The 14,059-nt window shown below is 27.4% G+C and carries 23 protein-coding genes; 9 read left to right on the plus strand and 14 right to left on the minus strand.

What is annotated here, in order from left to right:
* The first annotated feature begins 75 nt into the window (after nucleotides 1–75).
* Nucleotides 76–996 carry an NAD-dependent epimerase/dehydratase family protein gene (locus HA145_RS04240; RefSeq protein ID WP_209127998.1) on the plus strand — a complete coding sequence of 307 codons (921 nt, stop codon included), beginning with the start codon at nucleotides 76–78 and terminating at the stop codon, nucleotides 994–996.
* Here the strand turns inward: HA145_RS04240 and pgsA are convergent.
* On the minus strand, nucleotides 970–1,509 hold the full coding sequence (gene pgsA / locus HA145_RS04245; RefSeq protein ID WP_209127999.1) for a CDP-diacylglycerol--glycerol-3-phosphate 3-phosphatidyltransferase: 540 nt from the start codon (nucleotides 1,507–1,509) through the stop codon (nucleotides 970–972). The two genes, HA145_RS04240 and pgsA, sit on opposite strands and share 27 nt — an antisense overlap.
* A 184-nt stretch (nucleotides 1,510–1,693) precedes the next feature.
* On the opposite strand from pgsA, the gene HA145_RS04250 reads away from it, so the two are divergent.
* Complete coding sequence (locus HA145_RS04250) at nucleotides 1,694–2,305, plus strand: PCC domain-containing protein (RefSeq protein ID WP_209128000.1); 612 nt, start codon at nucleotides 1,694–1,696, stop codon at nucleotides 2,303–2,305.
* A gap of 9 nt (nucleotides 2,306–2,314) precedes the next feature.
* On the opposite strand, the gene HA145_RS04255 is transcribed toward HA145_RS04250, so the two are convergent.
* Genes HA145_RS04255 through nth form a run of 3 tightly spaced genes read right to left on the minus strand, consistent with a single transcriptional unit; the run spans nucleotide 2,315 to nucleotide 3,878 of the window.
* The gene (locus HA145_RS04255; RefSeq protein WP_209128001.1) at nucleotides 2,315–2,503 is read right to left on the minus strand and encodes a hypothetical protein; all 189 of its coding nucleotides are present in this window, start codon (nucleotides 2,501–2,503) and stop codon (nucleotides 2,315–2,317) included.
* A gap of 26 nt (nucleotides 2,504–2,529) precedes the next feature.
* Nucleotides 2,530–3,189 carry an SDR family oxidoreductase gene (locus HA145_RS04260; protein ID WP_209128002.1) on the minus strand — a complete coding sequence of 220 codons (660 nt, stop codon included), beginning with the start codon at nucleotides 3,187–3,189 and terminating at the stop codon, nucleotides 2,530–2,532.
* Nucleotides 3,190–3,224: 35 nt separating this feature from the next.
* A complete protein-coding gene (gene nth, locus HA145_RS04265) occupies nucleotides 3,225–3,878 on the minus strand; it encodes an endonuclease III (RefSeq protein WP_209128003.1) in 654 nt (217 codons plus the stop codon).
* Nucleotides 3,879–3,977: 99 nt separating this feature from the next.
* Here nth and HA145_RS04270 point away from each other — a divergent pair, with 99 nt between their 5' ends.
* The gene (locus HA145_RS04270) at nucleotides 3,978–5,036 is read left to right on the plus strand and encodes an ABC transporter ATP-binding protein (RefSeq protein ID WP_209128004.1); all 1,059 of its coding nucleotides are present in this window, start codon (nucleotides 3,978–3,980) and stop codon (nucleotides 5,034–5,036) included.
* Nucleotides 5,037–5,279: 243 nt separating this feature from the next.
* Nucleotides 5,280–5,834: a ferritin gene (locus tag HA145_RS04275; RefSeq protein WP_209128005.1), complete on the plus strand. Its 555-nt coding sequence runs from the start codon at nucleotides 5,280–5,282 to the stop codon at nucleotides 5,832–5,834.
* Here HA145_RS04275 and HA145_RS04280 read toward each other — a convergent pair.
* From HA145_RS04280 to HA145_RS04300, 6 genes are all read right to left on the minus strand, one after another.
* Complete coding sequence (locus tag HA145_RS04280) at nucleotides 5,820–6,110, minus strand: hypothetical protein (protein WP_209128006.1); 291 nt, start codon at nucleotides 6,108–6,110, stop codon at nucleotides 5,820–5,822. The genes HA145_RS04275 and HA145_RS04280 overlap by 15 nt on opposite strands.
* A gap of 6 nt (nucleotides 6,111–6,116) precedes the next feature.
* Complete coding sequence (locus tag HA145_RS04285) at nucleotides 6,117–6,704, minus strand: Crp/Fnr family transcriptional regulator (RefSeq protein ID WP_209128007.1); 588 nt, start codon at nucleotides 6,702–6,704, stop codon at nucleotides 6,117–6,119.
* A gap of 153 nt (nucleotides 6,705–6,857) precedes the next feature.
* Nucleotides 6,858–6,992, minus strand: a complete 135-nt coding sequence (locus tag HA145_RS09610) for a hypothetical protein (protein WP_257469979.1) — start codon at nucleotides 6,990–6,992, stop codon at nucleotides 6,858–6,860.
* Nucleotides 6,993–7,033: 41 nt separating this feature from the next.
* Nucleotides 7,034–7,831 (minus strand): ABC transporter ATP-binding protein, encoded by a 798-nt coding sequence (locus HA145_RS04290; protein ID WP_209128008.1) that lies wholly within the window; start codon nucleotides 7,829–7,831, stop codon nucleotides 7,034–7,036.
* A 103-nt stretch (nucleotides 7,832–7,934) separates the two neighbouring features.
* Nucleotides 7,935–9,257: a Rieske 2Fe-2S domain-containing protein gene (locus HA145_RS04295; RefSeq protein ID WP_209128009.1), complete on the minus strand. Its 1,323-nt coding sequence runs from the start codon at nucleotides 9,255–9,257 to the stop codon at nucleotides 7,935–7,937.
* A gap of 158 nt (nucleotides 9,258–9,415) precedes the next feature.
* Nucleotides 9,416–9,610 carry a hypothetical protein gene (locus tag HA145_RS04300; RefSeq protein ID WP_025931807.1) on the minus strand — a complete coding sequence of 65 codons (195 nt, stop codon included), beginning with the start codon at nucleotides 9,608–9,610 and terminating at the stop codon, nucleotides 9,416–9,418.
* Nucleotides 9,611–9,973: 363 nt separating this feature from the next.
* On the opposite strand from HA145_RS04300, the gene HA145_RS04305 reads away from it, so the two are divergent.
* Nucleotides 9,974–10,315, plus strand: a complete 342-nt coding sequence (locus HA145_RS04305) for an RNA-binding protein (RefSeq protein WP_209128010.1) — start codon at nucleotides 9,974–9,976, stop codon at nucleotides 10,313–10,315.
* A gap of 22 nt (nucleotides 10,316–10,337) precedes the next feature.
* Here HA145_RS04305 and HA145_RS04310 read toward each other — a convergent pair whose 3' ends face one another.
* From HA145_RS04310 to HA145_RS04320, 3 genes are all read right to left on the minus strand, one after another.
* The gene (locus HA145_RS04310) at nucleotides 10,338–10,580 is read right to left on the minus strand and encodes a hypothetical protein (protein ID WP_245151781.1); all 243 of its coding nucleotides are present in this window, start codon (nucleotides 10,578–10,580) and stop codon (nucleotides 10,338–10,340) included.
* Between the two features lie 276 nt (nucleotides 10,581–10,856).
* A complete protein-coding gene (locus tag HA145_RS04315; RefSeq protein ID WP_012007619.1) occupies nucleotides 10,857–11,153 on the minus strand; it encodes a hypothetical protein in 297 nt (98 codons plus the stop codon).
* Nucleotides 11,154–11,247: 94 nt separating this feature from the next.
* Complete coding sequence (locus HA145_RS04320) at nucleotides 11,248–11,391, minus strand: hypothetical protein (protein ID WP_209128011.1); 144 nt, start codon at nucleotides 11,389–11,391, stop codon at nucleotides 11,248–11,250.
* Nucleotides 11,392–11,467: 76 nt separating this feature from the next.
* Here HA145_RS04320 and HA145_RS04325 point away from each other — a divergent pair, with 76 nt between their 5' ends.
* From HA145_RS04325 to HA145_RS04340, 4 genes are all read left to right on the plus strand, one after another.
* Entirely contained in the window at nucleotides 11,468–11,866 is a 399-nt protein-coding gene (locus HA145_RS04325) for a hypothetical protein (protein ID WP_209128012.1), read from the plus strand.
* Between the two features lie 126 nt (nucleotides 11,867–11,992).
* Nucleotides 11,993–12,307 (plus strand): hypothetical protein, encoded by a 315-nt coding sequence (locus HA145_RS04330; RefSeq protein WP_079338770.1) that lies wholly within the window; start codon nucleotides 11,993–11,995, stop codon nucleotides 12,305–12,307.
* A 401-nt stretch (nucleotides 12,308–12,708) separates the two neighbouring features.
* Nucleotides 12,709–12,882 (plus strand): hypothetical protein, encoded by a 174-nt coding sequence (locus tag HA145_RS04335; RefSeq protein WP_209128013.1) that lies wholly within the window; start codon nucleotides 12,709–12,711, stop codon nucleotides 12,880–12,882.
* Nucleotides 12,883–13,135: 253 nt separating this feature from the next.
* Nucleotides 13,136–13,315, plus strand: a complete 180-nt coding sequence (locus HA145_RS04340) for a hypothetical protein (RefSeq protein WP_209128014.1) — start codon at nucleotides 13,136–13,138, stop codon at nucleotides 13,313–13,315.
* A 32-nt stretch (nucleotides 13,316–13,347) separates the two neighbouring features.
* Here HA145_RS04340 and urtE read toward each other — a convergent pair whose 3' ends face one another.
* Nucleotides 13,348–14,058, minus strand: a complete 711-nt coding sequence (urtE, locus tag HA145_RS04345; RefSeq protein WP_209128015.1) for an urea ABC transporter ATP-binding subunit UrtE — start codon at nucleotides 14,056–14,058, stop codon at nucleotides 13,348–13,350.
* Between the last annotated feature and the right edge of the window lies 1 nt (nucleotide 14,059).

Here is a 14,059-nt window from a genome sequence, read left to right on the forward strand (position 1 = left end):
TAATTACTTATTAGTAGTACTATTCAATATGTAATTCTATTTAAGATTACTACTTCAGTTAAATATTTTTTGAATATGAAAATTCTTGTAATGGGTGGCACTAGATTTGTTGGCAAGTCTTTGGTTGGAAAGTTATTAAGTAAAAATTATGATATTGATATTTTTACGAGAGGTAATAAAGCTAATCCTGAAAAAACAAATTTAATTAAGGGTGATAGAAATAATTCAGAAGATATCGTCAAGCTAAGAAATGAAAAGTATGATGTTGTTTTTGATGTTTCTGGACGAGAGTTAGAACAAACCAAACTTCTTATAGAAAATTTAGATAACTCTTTTCACAGATATATATATGTCAGCTCTGCAGGTGTTTATAAAGATAATTTTGAAATACCATTATCCGAAGTTGATCCAATTGATCCAGAAAGTAGGCACAAAGGAAAGTTTGAGGCAGAAAATTGGTTAAAAAACCAAAAAATTCCTTTTACAAGTTTTAGACCTACTTATATTTATGGACCAGGAAATTATAATAAAATTGAAAATTGGTTTTTTGAAAGGTTATTTACTAAAAAATCTATACCAATCCCTGGTGACGGTTCTTTAATTACTCAGCTAGGCCATGTTTCTGATTTAACTGATGTAATGATTAGGTGCATAAATTTTGAAAATTCCAAAAATAATATTTACAACTGTTCAGGTGAAAAAGGAATAACAATCAAGGGTTTAATTTATTTATGTGCGAAGGTTCTTGGATTAAACCAAAATGAGATTTCTTTAAGAACATTTGATTATCAAAAATTAGATCCTAAGTCTCGAAAGGGATTTCCAATTAGATTAAATCATTATCAGACTGATATCTCTAAGATAAAACGTGATTTAGAGTGGGCGCCAACTTTTGATTTATTTAATGGTCTAAAAGATAGTTTTGTGAATGATTTTAATAATAAAAAGAGTGAGGAGTTTGATGAAAATTTAGATAATATTCTTTTTAATTCTTAAATAGCCTAATAAAGTCACAAAAGTCAGTATGAATCCTAACCAATAAAAAATTAAAGCCAAATTATTCAATAAGCTAATTTTTAATGGTGTAAAGAAGGTTATTACTGAAATAAAAAAGAAAAATGTTTTATATTTTCCTAAAATTGATGCTGGTAAACCGTCTTTTGTAGAGTTCCTTAGACTAGAGATAATTAATTCTCTAAATAAAATTAATGACAAAGACCAGAAGGGTATAAAATTATTCTTACAAAGGAAGGTCAAAGGAATTAAATAGAATACTTTATCGCTTAGGGGGTCAAGGATAGCTCCTAATCTGGTTTTAAGATTGAATTTCCTTGCAATTAACCCGTCAAAATAATCAGTTAAACCTCCAATAATAATCAATATAAAGACATAAAAAGGTCTGTTAATTTCTAAAAAAATTATTAATGGAAATACAAGGAAAAGGCGAGATATCGATAATAAATTGGGAATATTCAATGCCAAATTTTTAAGATTTTTTCTTAATAACAAATTAGTTTTTGTATATAAAAAATATATTACACTCTCAACAAACTTAAATTTTTAGTAGAAATTATAAATGGTTTTTGATGATAGATTCTAAAATTAAATTTAAATCTGAATCCTAAAGATTATAAACTCAACTTCTCTTTATGAATGATGATGTTTTATATTACAAAATTATTACTTATATCTAATGCAGCCTCATAGCCTAAAGCTATCTCCAGAATCTGATTTGATAAATTCAATTAAAGAATATTCTTTATCGAATAGTTTATACGGGTATGTTTCTGGAGTGGTTGGTAATCTTAGAAAAGTTTGTATTCAATGCCCAGGAAATCAAGAGATAAATGAATTTGAAGGAAATCTAGAGATAGTTTCTTTAAACGGACATTTTAATAAGGGAGATGTTCATTTACATTTGAGTTTTGCGGATGAGGGATGCAATGTCTTCGGCGGGCATCTTGAGGAGGGATGTATTGTAAAAAAAGGTACTGATATATTATTACTTTCTTTTGAACAGAAAATTATTAATATCTCAAATCATGATTTAATCGCAAATGAATCACGTGTAAAAGCATATATTTTAAAGGATTGTCCTTGGTCTAAAAGAGCAATTAGGTTGCTTAATTCTTTATCTATCCCTCATGAAGTTACTTTAATAGACAATGATGAGAGCTTTCAAAAAATAATGACTCAAAGTAGCCATAATACTTTCCCTCAAATATTTTTGGATAATAAATTTTTTGGAGGATATGATGAACTTTCAGAACAAGCAAAATTGGATAACTTAATTTCATTTAAGTAATCTAAATTTTTAACTATTACGATTTGTAAGCTTTTCTGTCACTAATTCGTCTTCTAACTGCTTTATTAACCTGGATACAAGACTTTGAAATTCTGGTTGACAGCCTTTAAATGCAGCTTTATGTCTTATTGGCTCATTTCTAGTTCTTAAATCAGTAAGCATTAATTGTAATGCGTCAATTTTGGGATTTATTTTCATAGTTTTATTTTATATGTTTACATCTTTTAAATCATTTGCATAGCTTTTTTAAAAGATATCTTTTTATTATCATTCGAACTTGTTACTTCTATTAATTTATTTATAGATTCTTTGTTTTTTAAAGACTCTATACAACATTGTGCCACTAATCTTCTTGGGATTGAGCCATTAATTTGAGTATCCTCTTTTGAATAATTTATATTTTCTGATTTAATTTCTTCATTTTCCTTTAGTCCTCCAGGTCTAATAATAGTCCATTCGAAATTTGAGTTTCTAAGAAAGTTTTCACCTATTTTCTTCCATATAAGAATTAAACCAAATAAGTTTAATGGGTGAAATAATTTACCAGTACACAGAGAACTTATTAAAACAACTCTCTTAATACCAACTCTTTTACAACTCTCCAATTGCCTGTATACGCCTAATGCATCAACCTTTGCAGGGCCGGTTAAATCTAATGATGCTCTCGCACCAGTGGCAATTACCAATGCATCAATATCTTTTAATGCTTTATCAAGCTCTTGTTTATTTTCTAATGAAATTCTAATTGTTTCTAGATTCTTTAGTCCTTCTGAAACTTTTGACTTCTTTCTAATAATTTGCCTTACTTTAAATCCTTTCTTAACTGCCTCTTCAGAAATTCTATAACCCGTCTTACCAGAAGCACCAGTAATTGCTATTTTCATAATTAACAAACTTATTTAATAATTATATTAATTTTTTAAGGCTTTTTACATATAAATTTCTTTTTTCTTTTGGGATAAAGTGTACGACATAAATAACATTTTGTTCCATCACAGCCTCTAGCGGTACAGTATTCTCTTCCATAAAAAATTATTTGTAAATGTAAAGTATTCCATTCATTAATAGGGAATAGTTTTTTTAGGTCTTTTTCTGTTTGAACTACGCTATCTCCATTTGATAGACCCCATCTTTGAGACAATCTATGAATGTGAGTATCAACTGGGAATGAGGGGATTTTAAACACCTGTGACATTACAACTGATGCTGTTTTATGACCTACCCCTGGAAGCGATTCAAGCTTTTCAAAGGTATTTGGGACTATACTTTTGTGCTTCTCAATCAAAAGTTTAGAAAGGTTATAAATGTTCTTTGATTTTTGATTCGAAAGGCCTAAAAATTTTATGTATTCATAAATGCCATTAATTCCAAGCTTTAACATCTTTTCAGGATTATCAGCTACCTTAAATAAGCTTTTTGTTAATTCATTAACTTTCTTATCTGTTGATTGAGCACTTAATACTACTGCGACTAGTAGTGTATATGCATTTGTATGATTAAGAGGAATTGGGGGCGATGGATATAGCTTTTTAAGTTCTTTGCTAATTATTTCTGCTCTTTCAGCCTTTCTCATTAAAATTTAAAAAAAATTGATTGGTGTATAAAATTATACAATAGATATTTTAGGTTAATATTTTCTGCTAATTTAATATATTTGAAGTAGAAGAATTTTGTGAAAAATGATGCGTTGCTAATTGATGATCTGCATCATAAATATGATAAGCGAGAATATTCAAATTGGATATTAAATAAAATTAACCTGAAAATTGAAAATGGGGAATTATTAGGTTTGCTTGGTCCTTCTGGTTGTGGAAAAACTACACTTTTGAGATTAATCGCAGGGTTCGAATATCCCTCAAAAGGAAGGATTTCTCTAAATAATAAAGAAATTTCAAGTAGAAAAAAAATTCTCAGCCCTGAAAAAAGAAATATTGGTATGGTTTTTCAAGATTACGCACTTTTCCCTCACTTGACCGTTTTAGAAAATGCGATGTTTGGTTTGAAAAACAAAAAAGATAGATCTAGAGTTGACTATTTGTTAAATGTTGTTGGTCTTGATAGTTTGATTGGAAGATACCCACATGAATTGTCTGGAGGACAAAAACAAAGACTCGCAATAGCGAGGGCTCTTGCTCCTGGAACTAATTTTATTTTATTAGATGAACCCTTTTGTAGTCTTGATATGCATGTCAAACTTAAATTGAGAAGTGAACTGCCGAATATTTTAAGAGGTTGCAACGCAAGCGGATTGATGGTTACTCATGATCCTGAAGAAGCCATGTCAATTTGCGATAAAGTTGCCGTAATGAATGAAGGTGAAATTCATCAAATAGATACACCAATTAACCTTCTAAATAATCCAAAGACTACATTTGTTAGTAGCTTTATTTTAGGAAATAACATTATAAATCTAAAAAAAACTGAAAAATCATTTATGTCTTGCTTAGGGGAAATAAATAGTTCAGGGTTATTAAACAATACTCATATCAAAAGAATGTCAATTTCACCTAAATTTATTTCAATTAAAAAATCAGAATCTGGGAATGCGAATGTAATATCTAAAGAATTTTTTGGTGAATTTTTTATCTATAAAGTATCTATTAATGATAACATTTTGAGGGTAAGAACTAATATTAATAATCTCCTAAATAACGGTGATAAATGTTCTCTTTCTATAAATAAAAATAGTTATTATTTTTTATATCCTGGTGCACATAAGGTATATATATAAAATTTATTTATAGGCAATTACACTTCCCCCCCTTCCAATTAGAGCATTTTTTCTTTTTACATTTCTTTTTTTTACTTAAATATATTTTATTAGTTAATAGTAGTTCAGAAAAACTGTAGTCTAAACTCATTTATAGTATTGCGATTGATTTTCATTATCATATTATTTAATTTAATTTAAAGGTTTTATTTATTACTTATTTATACAAAATGTTGTATTATTTAACTAGTTATTTATTTAATAATGAACGAAAATAATTCAAAGACAAAGAAATTAGTTAATTTTGGTCCATCTGGAAGAGCTGTGGCTCAACCAATGGACGTTAGTTTATTGGATAATATTTTTGAACATCTAACAATGGAAAGATATGCCAATGTTCAATATTTTTCAATATACCTCTGGTTTCAAGAGAGGGATTTAAATGGTTTTGCCTCACATTTTTTAAGTGAATCACAAGGTGAAATGGAACATGCTCAGAAATTTGCAGATTACTTAATAGCAAGAGGACAAAGTGTAAAATTAGATGAAATTCCCGTACCCGTTCAAACATGGGATTCTATAGAGGAGCTGATTTCTTATTCTTTTAACATGGAGGCTGATTTAACTTCATCTCTACAACAACTCTATTCCATATCAGAAAGAATTTCAGATACAAGAACTAATGTATTTTTAGATCCTATTATAGAGGCTCAAACGCAATCAGAAGATGAATTTGCGAACATACTGGGGAAGGTAAAGTTTGCTTCTAACCAACCTTCTGCAATCTTATTGATAGATAGTGATTTAAAGAAAAAATAAATTATTTTCAAATTTATTTTCATTCAATGTCCTTTTGCTGGTTTCAAGAAGTAACTTAGAAAAGTTTATTTTTTCATTATTTTTTTTATTTAAGAGCTCAGCTATTTTACAAATCTCATTTACTCTTTTAAAAATAGTTTTATTTTCAAAAAATAACCTTTCTTTTAATGCTTTATTATGAGTAGTTTTGAAAGATTGCTTTATGTTTCTGAGTCTATTTGTTAAAACATCAACTTCAATTAACAAGTTGTTAGTTAGTGATTGAGATTCCTTCATGATTTTTTATAGTGGTGATGTTTCAATAAAAGAGGGAGCAACACTAACTGTTTGGGTACCAATTGGGGCTATTAATAAATCAGATGATCTTAATTTTGAAATTAATCTTGTTGATGTTACTCGTGTTGAGCCAATTAATTCACCTATCCGCTCATGAGTTAACCTAAAAGGCAGCTCACACCATTGACCACATCTTCTTCCTAAACGATTTACTAGTATTGAAAATAAAGCTTGTAATCTTTGTTCTGCATTCCCTAAGTGCCTAATTCTAAGGAGTTGTAAAGTCCACTCATTTACAGCATCGTAACCAACATTATTATCAATACTTACATTGCTATGAAAAGATAAATCAGTAAGTGCTTCAACGCAAACACCTTCGCTACACAAAAGATCAGTTCTTAATTGATCACCTGATTGTAAGAAAGCAAGTGTCATGCCTTCAGTTTCTTCACAAGGACAATAAACTCTAGCTATTCCTCTTTCAACTTCTAAGCATGTACCTTTTGGCCTCGATGAAGGGTCTATTAAAACGGTTTGTCCAGTTATTATCCTTACTGTTTTAGATGGAGATTCTCCATAATTATGGAAATTCATTAAGTTAAACTTGATAATGAGAATTATTATCAATTATGCAATACAGAAAAACTTATTGCAATAGATTCTCATTATCAATGTTTGTTTTGAAGCTTTTCTTTACATAGTTTTTAAGAATATAATTTAAATAGAATTCTCAACAATTTTTTAATTTTAGATGAGCCTAAATAGAGTTTGTTTTAATTGTGGAAGTTCTTCTTTCGTTTCAGATAGATCTTTAGGAGGTAAAATAGTTTGTTCTAAATGTGGTTCTTCTTCATTTAAAAATAAATCCTCTTCATTGTTCAAAAGGAAATACTTAATTTTCTTAGCTATTGGTATAGCTATTTTTATAATTGTCCTTTAGTTAATCTGTTTATATTCCAAAATCCATTTTTTTTAATTACTTCTATATCAATTTCATACAACCTATTTAGATTTTTATTATTTATAACCTTATTTTGAGGTCCATCAGCGATTATCTCACCATTTTTTAACATTATTACTCTATCGTAAATTGAAGTAATCATTGAAATATTATGGGTTACACATAATATTTTGGTATTTAATTTTGATAATTCATTAATCTTATCAATTACAAAAAACTGTGATTTATAGTCTAAATTTGCAATTGGTTCATCCAAGATTAATATATTTGGTTTGTTGATTAACGCTCTTGCAATAAGAGAAATTTGTTTTTCTCCATCTGATAAATATGAAAAATTTTTTCTTGATAATTTAGATATTTTCATATTTCTCATGATATTTTCTACCTCATAAAGATCTCTTTCAGATTTATTGGATATATAACAATATCTTCCATATAGTCCACTTAAAATTAAATCAAAAACTTGTAAATTTGGATTTATTCTATTTTTTATATCATTATTTACGGTACTTATTCTTTTTCTTAGTTCCCATAAATTTATTAGTTCTTTGTCAAATATCTTTAGTGTCGATTCATTAGTTATTACTGGGTATATGTTTCTATTAATTACTTCTATTAAAGATGATTTACCTGAACCATTTGGTCCAATTAATATTACATTCTCTGAGTAGGCTATCTTTAAATTTAAATCTTTTATTACTCTAAAACCATCCTTAAAACAATTTATATTTTTCGCTTCGAGCCAAAACTTATTAACCACTAAACTTGTTGATCCAAAATATAATCAATTGAATTGAGCTTAAAATAAATATAAAAAGATAAAGCCAATTCAACCATGAAGGTCTATCTACTTTCTTCATTAATTATATTATTAACATAAAAAATATAAGTGGAGCAGCAAATCTTAAAAATGTTTTTCTAATAATATCTATATTATTTTTAATTTCTAATTTTTTTATCTCTGGAGGATATTTCAATATAACTTTGTCGTATACATTGAGATTTTGAGCTTTATTAATATTTTTCCATGGTTCATCCTTATCTTCAGATTTCTTGTACCATTTCCAAAAGTAATTTATTATTCTGTCTTCTCCTAACAATTTTATTTCGTCTTTACTTATAAATCCCATACTGTGATTATATGTTTGAGTTTTTAAAATCATATAATCCTCATCAAATATTTTATAAAAAATCTTTCTTTGAGTCTCTTTAAATAACAAGAGATTATTAAGTAGTTTATTTCTTAAGAATTTCCTATAGTGTCTTACTATTACTCTCGCTTTGTTATTTCCTAGTGGAATATGATCTAAAACTTGTAAATATCTGGCTAGAGAAGGATCCCCTTTATAAATTAATATTCTTCCAGGTGGAATGTACTTTATCCGGATAAATTCTTTTATTGGATCATTTTTATAGTAATAAATACTTTCAATGTATTTAGGTGTAACATTAATTTTCTGGTTAAAACTAACTAGTACATTCTTATTAACATCTTTATCGGGGATTGTATCGCCATGAACCCAAAAAAGATGAAGGATATCTAAATGATTTTCAATTATCCTTGACCAATCACATTTAAAGTCAACTAATACCTCTTCAAATGCATAATCATCATGTAAAAAACCATTAGCGGATAAGTCGTAGTTACTTATAGGTGAATCTTCACTTATATTGTTTAAATTAGTATCTGGCTTTTTAGAAAAATGTACAAAAATATATCCATTCTTTTCTAAAGCTTTGTATTGAGATAAGTGAATTCTTTTGGCGTAGTTATCGTAGTTATTATCAACTATGTGACTACATGTTATCCTATCGAGATTTTGACAACTTCCACCAGATGAGAATTTAGCTCCATGATATGGACAAGTTATCACACCATCTGATAGTGTACCTCCAAAAAAGGAGGCCCCCCTATGTGGACAAATATTCTTAATGCATCTTACATTTTCATTCTCATCTCTATAAATAACTAGAGGCTCATCATAGAGTGAAAAATAATGAAGTTTATTTTTTTTTAGTTCTTTTGAAGGACAAATTGCATACCAACCGAATAAACCTATTTTTAATTCATTTTGATTTTCTCGAATATCTAACGAGTCAATTTTAACTACCGTTCCTTTTTTTAATGGCTTAAGAACGGTATTAAAGTCTTTTGATTTAAAAAAATTAATTTGTCTGTTTTCCATAAATTAATTTCTTTTTTTAATTGACTGTTTATCTTTCGGAACTATAACCCAAGTAAATAATCAATTTCTTATAAAAAGAAAATTCTCTATTATTTGTAGCAATAATTATGTGGTTATTGAAAAATATTGATTCCCTGTCTTATTTATGTATCTTTATTTCATGTTTTTTGTATCTTTTGTGATTCTTTCAAATTTTTTATGTAATCAATAGCATCATCAATATTTTTGTGGAAATTACACTGGCCTAAATAACAACCTATAAATCTTAAGAATTTTCTCTTGCCACCACTAATCTCATATCTATGTATTGTTCCCCCATCTATAGGAGCGTATATAAGTTCTGGTAATGCCATATTTAATTTGTATTTAATACTCAATTAAACAATAATTCATGTTCAAATACATTTCCATAGCTCAATTCATATATTTAATAATTAATTTACCTATTTTGGATAATTATTTATTGAATACCCAAATATTATTTTTTATCTATTAATTATTGATAGGGATTTTTATTATGCCAAAAGCATTTAGGCGTTTTTAAAAAAACTACTAAATAAATTCAAACTTTAAAGTACTCATTTATAGAGTTTTTATCTTCAAAAATATGAAATAACTGTTATTTTCAACAATTTTTTAATTTCTATATTTTTAATAAAACTTAGTCCGCAAAGTTAAATTCTAAACTATATTAATCCTGCAATTTATGAAATATTATGATCAAAAGAGTTTTTACGATATTCATTTTAACTTTGCTTCTTCTATTTAATGGTCCCGTTTACTCATTAGATACTTCCTCTAAAACTCTTGAAAAGTATACTAAAAAGATTTCTAATAAGTTTACTAGAACTTATTGCAACACTACCAAATTCGGGATTTCTTATGATGGAGCTTTGGCATTTGCTATTGGAGAGACTAATAAGGAATTTAAAAATAATAAACTCAATAAGTTTATAGATTATTCTCTATTAAAAAATTCAATAGTTAATGATTTAGAAAATAATTGCCAAGTTTATGATTTTGCCATTAGTAATTTAGAAAATTTAAAATTCAACTAGAAAGATGTAAATTGTTAAAGTCTTATTTTTTACCTATCCAATCATTGGGTTTCTCCATCATCCATTCGAAAACCCCCTTAGCATCAAGGTTTTTAGATGCATAAACAAATAAAACTGGAAATATTAAAATTACCGCGCCAATAACTGCCAACTCTATCTTGCCGATCCCCATCTCAGTTAATGTTAAAGCAAAATAATTAATCATTATCTTTATTGAATTAATATTTATATCTACATAATTTACAAAAAATTTTAATTCTTTCACTTTTCTATTAGAAATCTTAATTTTTTATAGTGAAAGATATTTGTATAAAGTACCTATTTTATTGGTGCAGACTTTTTAATAATTTTAGTAATATGCTTCTGTTTGATGGTTATGAGTCATGAAATTATTATTTTCACACCTATTTTTACAGTATTGATTGGATTTATAGTTTTTAGAATTTTAAAAAAAAGAAAAAGATCAGCTAAAAGTATTTATAAATTAATAGATGATTTAGAAAAAAAATATATATATTAATTTCTTTTGTTGGAAAAAAAATCAATCAAATTCTATACCAACCTCTTCTTTTAAATCTCTCTCCAAATCTGGAAGATGTGGTTCAACCCAATGGTCTTTGTTATCAATACCAGCTGCATTTACATAATTCATAATGTGTTGATCCACTTGCTTGTAAAGATCATGCAAATTTAAGTCCATACGAATATCATGCGCAATTTCAGAGACTTGTTTTTCAGTTAGACAATGATCTGGATGAAGTAAATCACAACATGGAATTCTCTTCTCAATCAATTCATTTAGATTGATTTTTATTTCGTAATCTTGATGAACAGTCATTTATTTTATATCTTTAGTTTTATTCTAATTATGTTTAAGGTTTTGTATATATTTAGTCAAGAAACAAAGGTTTTTTATTATAAAAAGAATAATTTTAAATAAATAGATCTTCTAAATCTTTATACAAATCATCATTTTCCTTTTCTTTAGGGTCAAGGTGATCTAGTGAAAGTTCTTTTTTTGAGGTGTAGAAAAGATATCCAAGGGCTCCTAAAAGTAAAGTTGTTGGTAAAATCATTAGTATTTAATTGACTTATAATGAATATAGTGCAACACTTTATACAGTCAAGTGCTGTACTTTAATTAATTTATAAATGCCTACCAAGAAAAAAAGAGTTGGTTTTATCCCTAGAGAAGATGTTATGAGAATAATTGATAAGTTGAGCATCGAGAACAATTTAAGTAATTCAAAAATAATAAGTATTTTAGTAGAAGAAGCACTTTCTATAAGGGGCATATTTAATAAAAATAATGGTAAAGCAACACAATCATTTCAACTGCTAGAATCTCAATCAATAAACTTATATGATAATTCTGCTGACTTTATAGATAAATCAGAATCCTCAATCAATACTAAATCAGTAAATCATCTTAATCCAAGTAATTCTATCCATTTAAATGAAGTTAATAACGAGTCTTTTGACTTGAAAACTTATAAAAAGTTTTTATCATTCCTTAAATTTCAGGAAATGACAGAAAAATATGATAATTAAGAAGTGTTGCTTAGTGCTGTACTGTGCGCTAAATTTGATTTGCATTTATAGGGGATTTTCGTATTAGAAATTATTTATTACCATTTCAAAAATCTAAATTAAATTTTCAATAAAATACTTATTCCTATGAATTCATCTCTCCCTGTTTTATCTGTAAATCTACTCCCTCCAGATAAGTTACATTGTAATTTTAGTTATTGGAGTTCTTTGTTCTCTCAGGATATGCAAATTTTATGGGATAGAGCGCATGGAGTACCTTTAGAAAAACTGCCAAAAGGGGTTTCTGATATGATTTTCCCGTATCTATTACTTGCACTTTCAGACTATAAGACTTCTCAGATAAATAAAATGAATGGAATAGGATTAGACAATCTATTAAGCCTTTGGTTTGATAAATACTTATTAAATAAAAATGGTTACTTCGAGCTAATTAAAAAATAATTTTAAATCAGATTTATAATATCAACTTTGATTGTCATCAAAAATCTATTGACACTAAAAATTTTATAAGTGATTCTTTTCGAATTGGCACATCAATAGTCTTGCTATAAATAAATTAATTGGTTTGATGATGAATTATTTAAACTTCTGTTTAGCAAATATGTGTTTGGTCGTTTTGATAATGCTAATCAGGAGAGATATAAAAATAAGAAAAGCAAGATAAATGAAATTTAATTCAAAGACCCTAAGCTTGATATTAAATCTATTATTTTGCTTATTTATATTTATTATTTAAATTTTTAGTCTTTATTCATTAATTTTTAAAATATCAAAAATTAATATTCAAGTTTGGTTGACTTTTATTTTTAATGAGACGATAATGACAAAAATAAAATTTAATTGTGAATCCTCTTTCAGATACTTTTGATGATTTTGTTGATGATCTAATTTCTTCTGATGTTAATTTGTTAAAAGGTGAACTTGATTTTCTTCTTATGCAACATTTATTTAATTCTATAGATTTGAAGCTTATAAATAAAAATGAAACTAAAGATGACCAATCATTGGCTGCTTAATTTTTATGAAATATTTTTATGAAAAGTTTTGGGTTCCAGTTTTTGGTTTTATTTTATCTAAATTTGTTTTTTTAATAGAAGGTAAAAAGCAAGACTCTAAAAATAAAAAAAAATAGATTAATTTTTTCTTCATTAAGTATTTTTAAATACATTAATTAAGTGAATATATTTTGATTACAACAAAAGTAGTGCTTTAAATTTATGAACATATGCATTGTTGAGATATAACTTAATTGCTTTTTAGCAAATTAAAATGAACAAAAATAATATTTTAAAGCCATATACAGTGCATTACCGTGATTTTCAAAATATAAGATTAGAAAATTGTTTTTATGCTTCTGACGCTTACGAGGCTAGAACACTAGCAATGGAATTTAATAAGTATATAAATGAACATCCAAACAGTATTGACCTAATAAGATGCGAAAAATGAATAAAAGTTTTTAATAATCTAGAAAAATTTATTTAAACACTTAAGAACTTATCTATAACTGCTTGACTCAACTCACGAGTATTTCCGCTAGCAACAATACCTCCTCGTTGCATCGCATAATATCTATTGGCTTGTCTTACAAAATGCAAGTGTTGTTCTACTAATAAAACACCAATTCCTGTATCTTTAATTATCTTATTGATTGCATTTTCTATGTCTAAAACTATATTTGGCTGTATACCTTCCGTTGGTTCGTCAAGTAATAGTAGTTTAGGTTTCCCCAGCAATGCTCTTGCAATAGCTAGTTGCTGTTGTTGTCCACCACTGAGATCTCCACCTTTCCTTTGTAGAAAATCTTTTAGGATTGGGAAGAGATCATAAATAAATGGATCTATTTTCTTGTTCTTAGATAATCCACCTGGCAACGACTCCATTCCTAACATAAGATTCTCTTCAACTGATAGGTATGGAATGATTTCTCTCCCTTGAGGAACGTAAGCCATTCCTTTCCTCGCCCTCTGATGAGGTGCTTTTCTATTGATATTTTCGCCAATCAAATAAATATCCCCTTTTTTTTGTCTTAACAAACCAATAAGTGATTTCAATAAAGTTGTTTTGCCAACTCCATTTCTTCCAATCAAGCAAACCATTTCTCCTGATTGAACGTTTAAATCTACATCTCTGAGAATATGACTTTCCCCATAATATGTATTCAATGATTTAATTTCCAGTAAGTTTTTCATA

This window comes from Prochlorococcus marinus XMU1411, assembly GCF_017696075.1.
Lineage (GTDB): Bacteria > Cyanobacteriota > Cyanobacteriia > PCC-6307 > Cyanobiaceae > Prochlorococcus_A > Prochlorococcus_A marinus_V.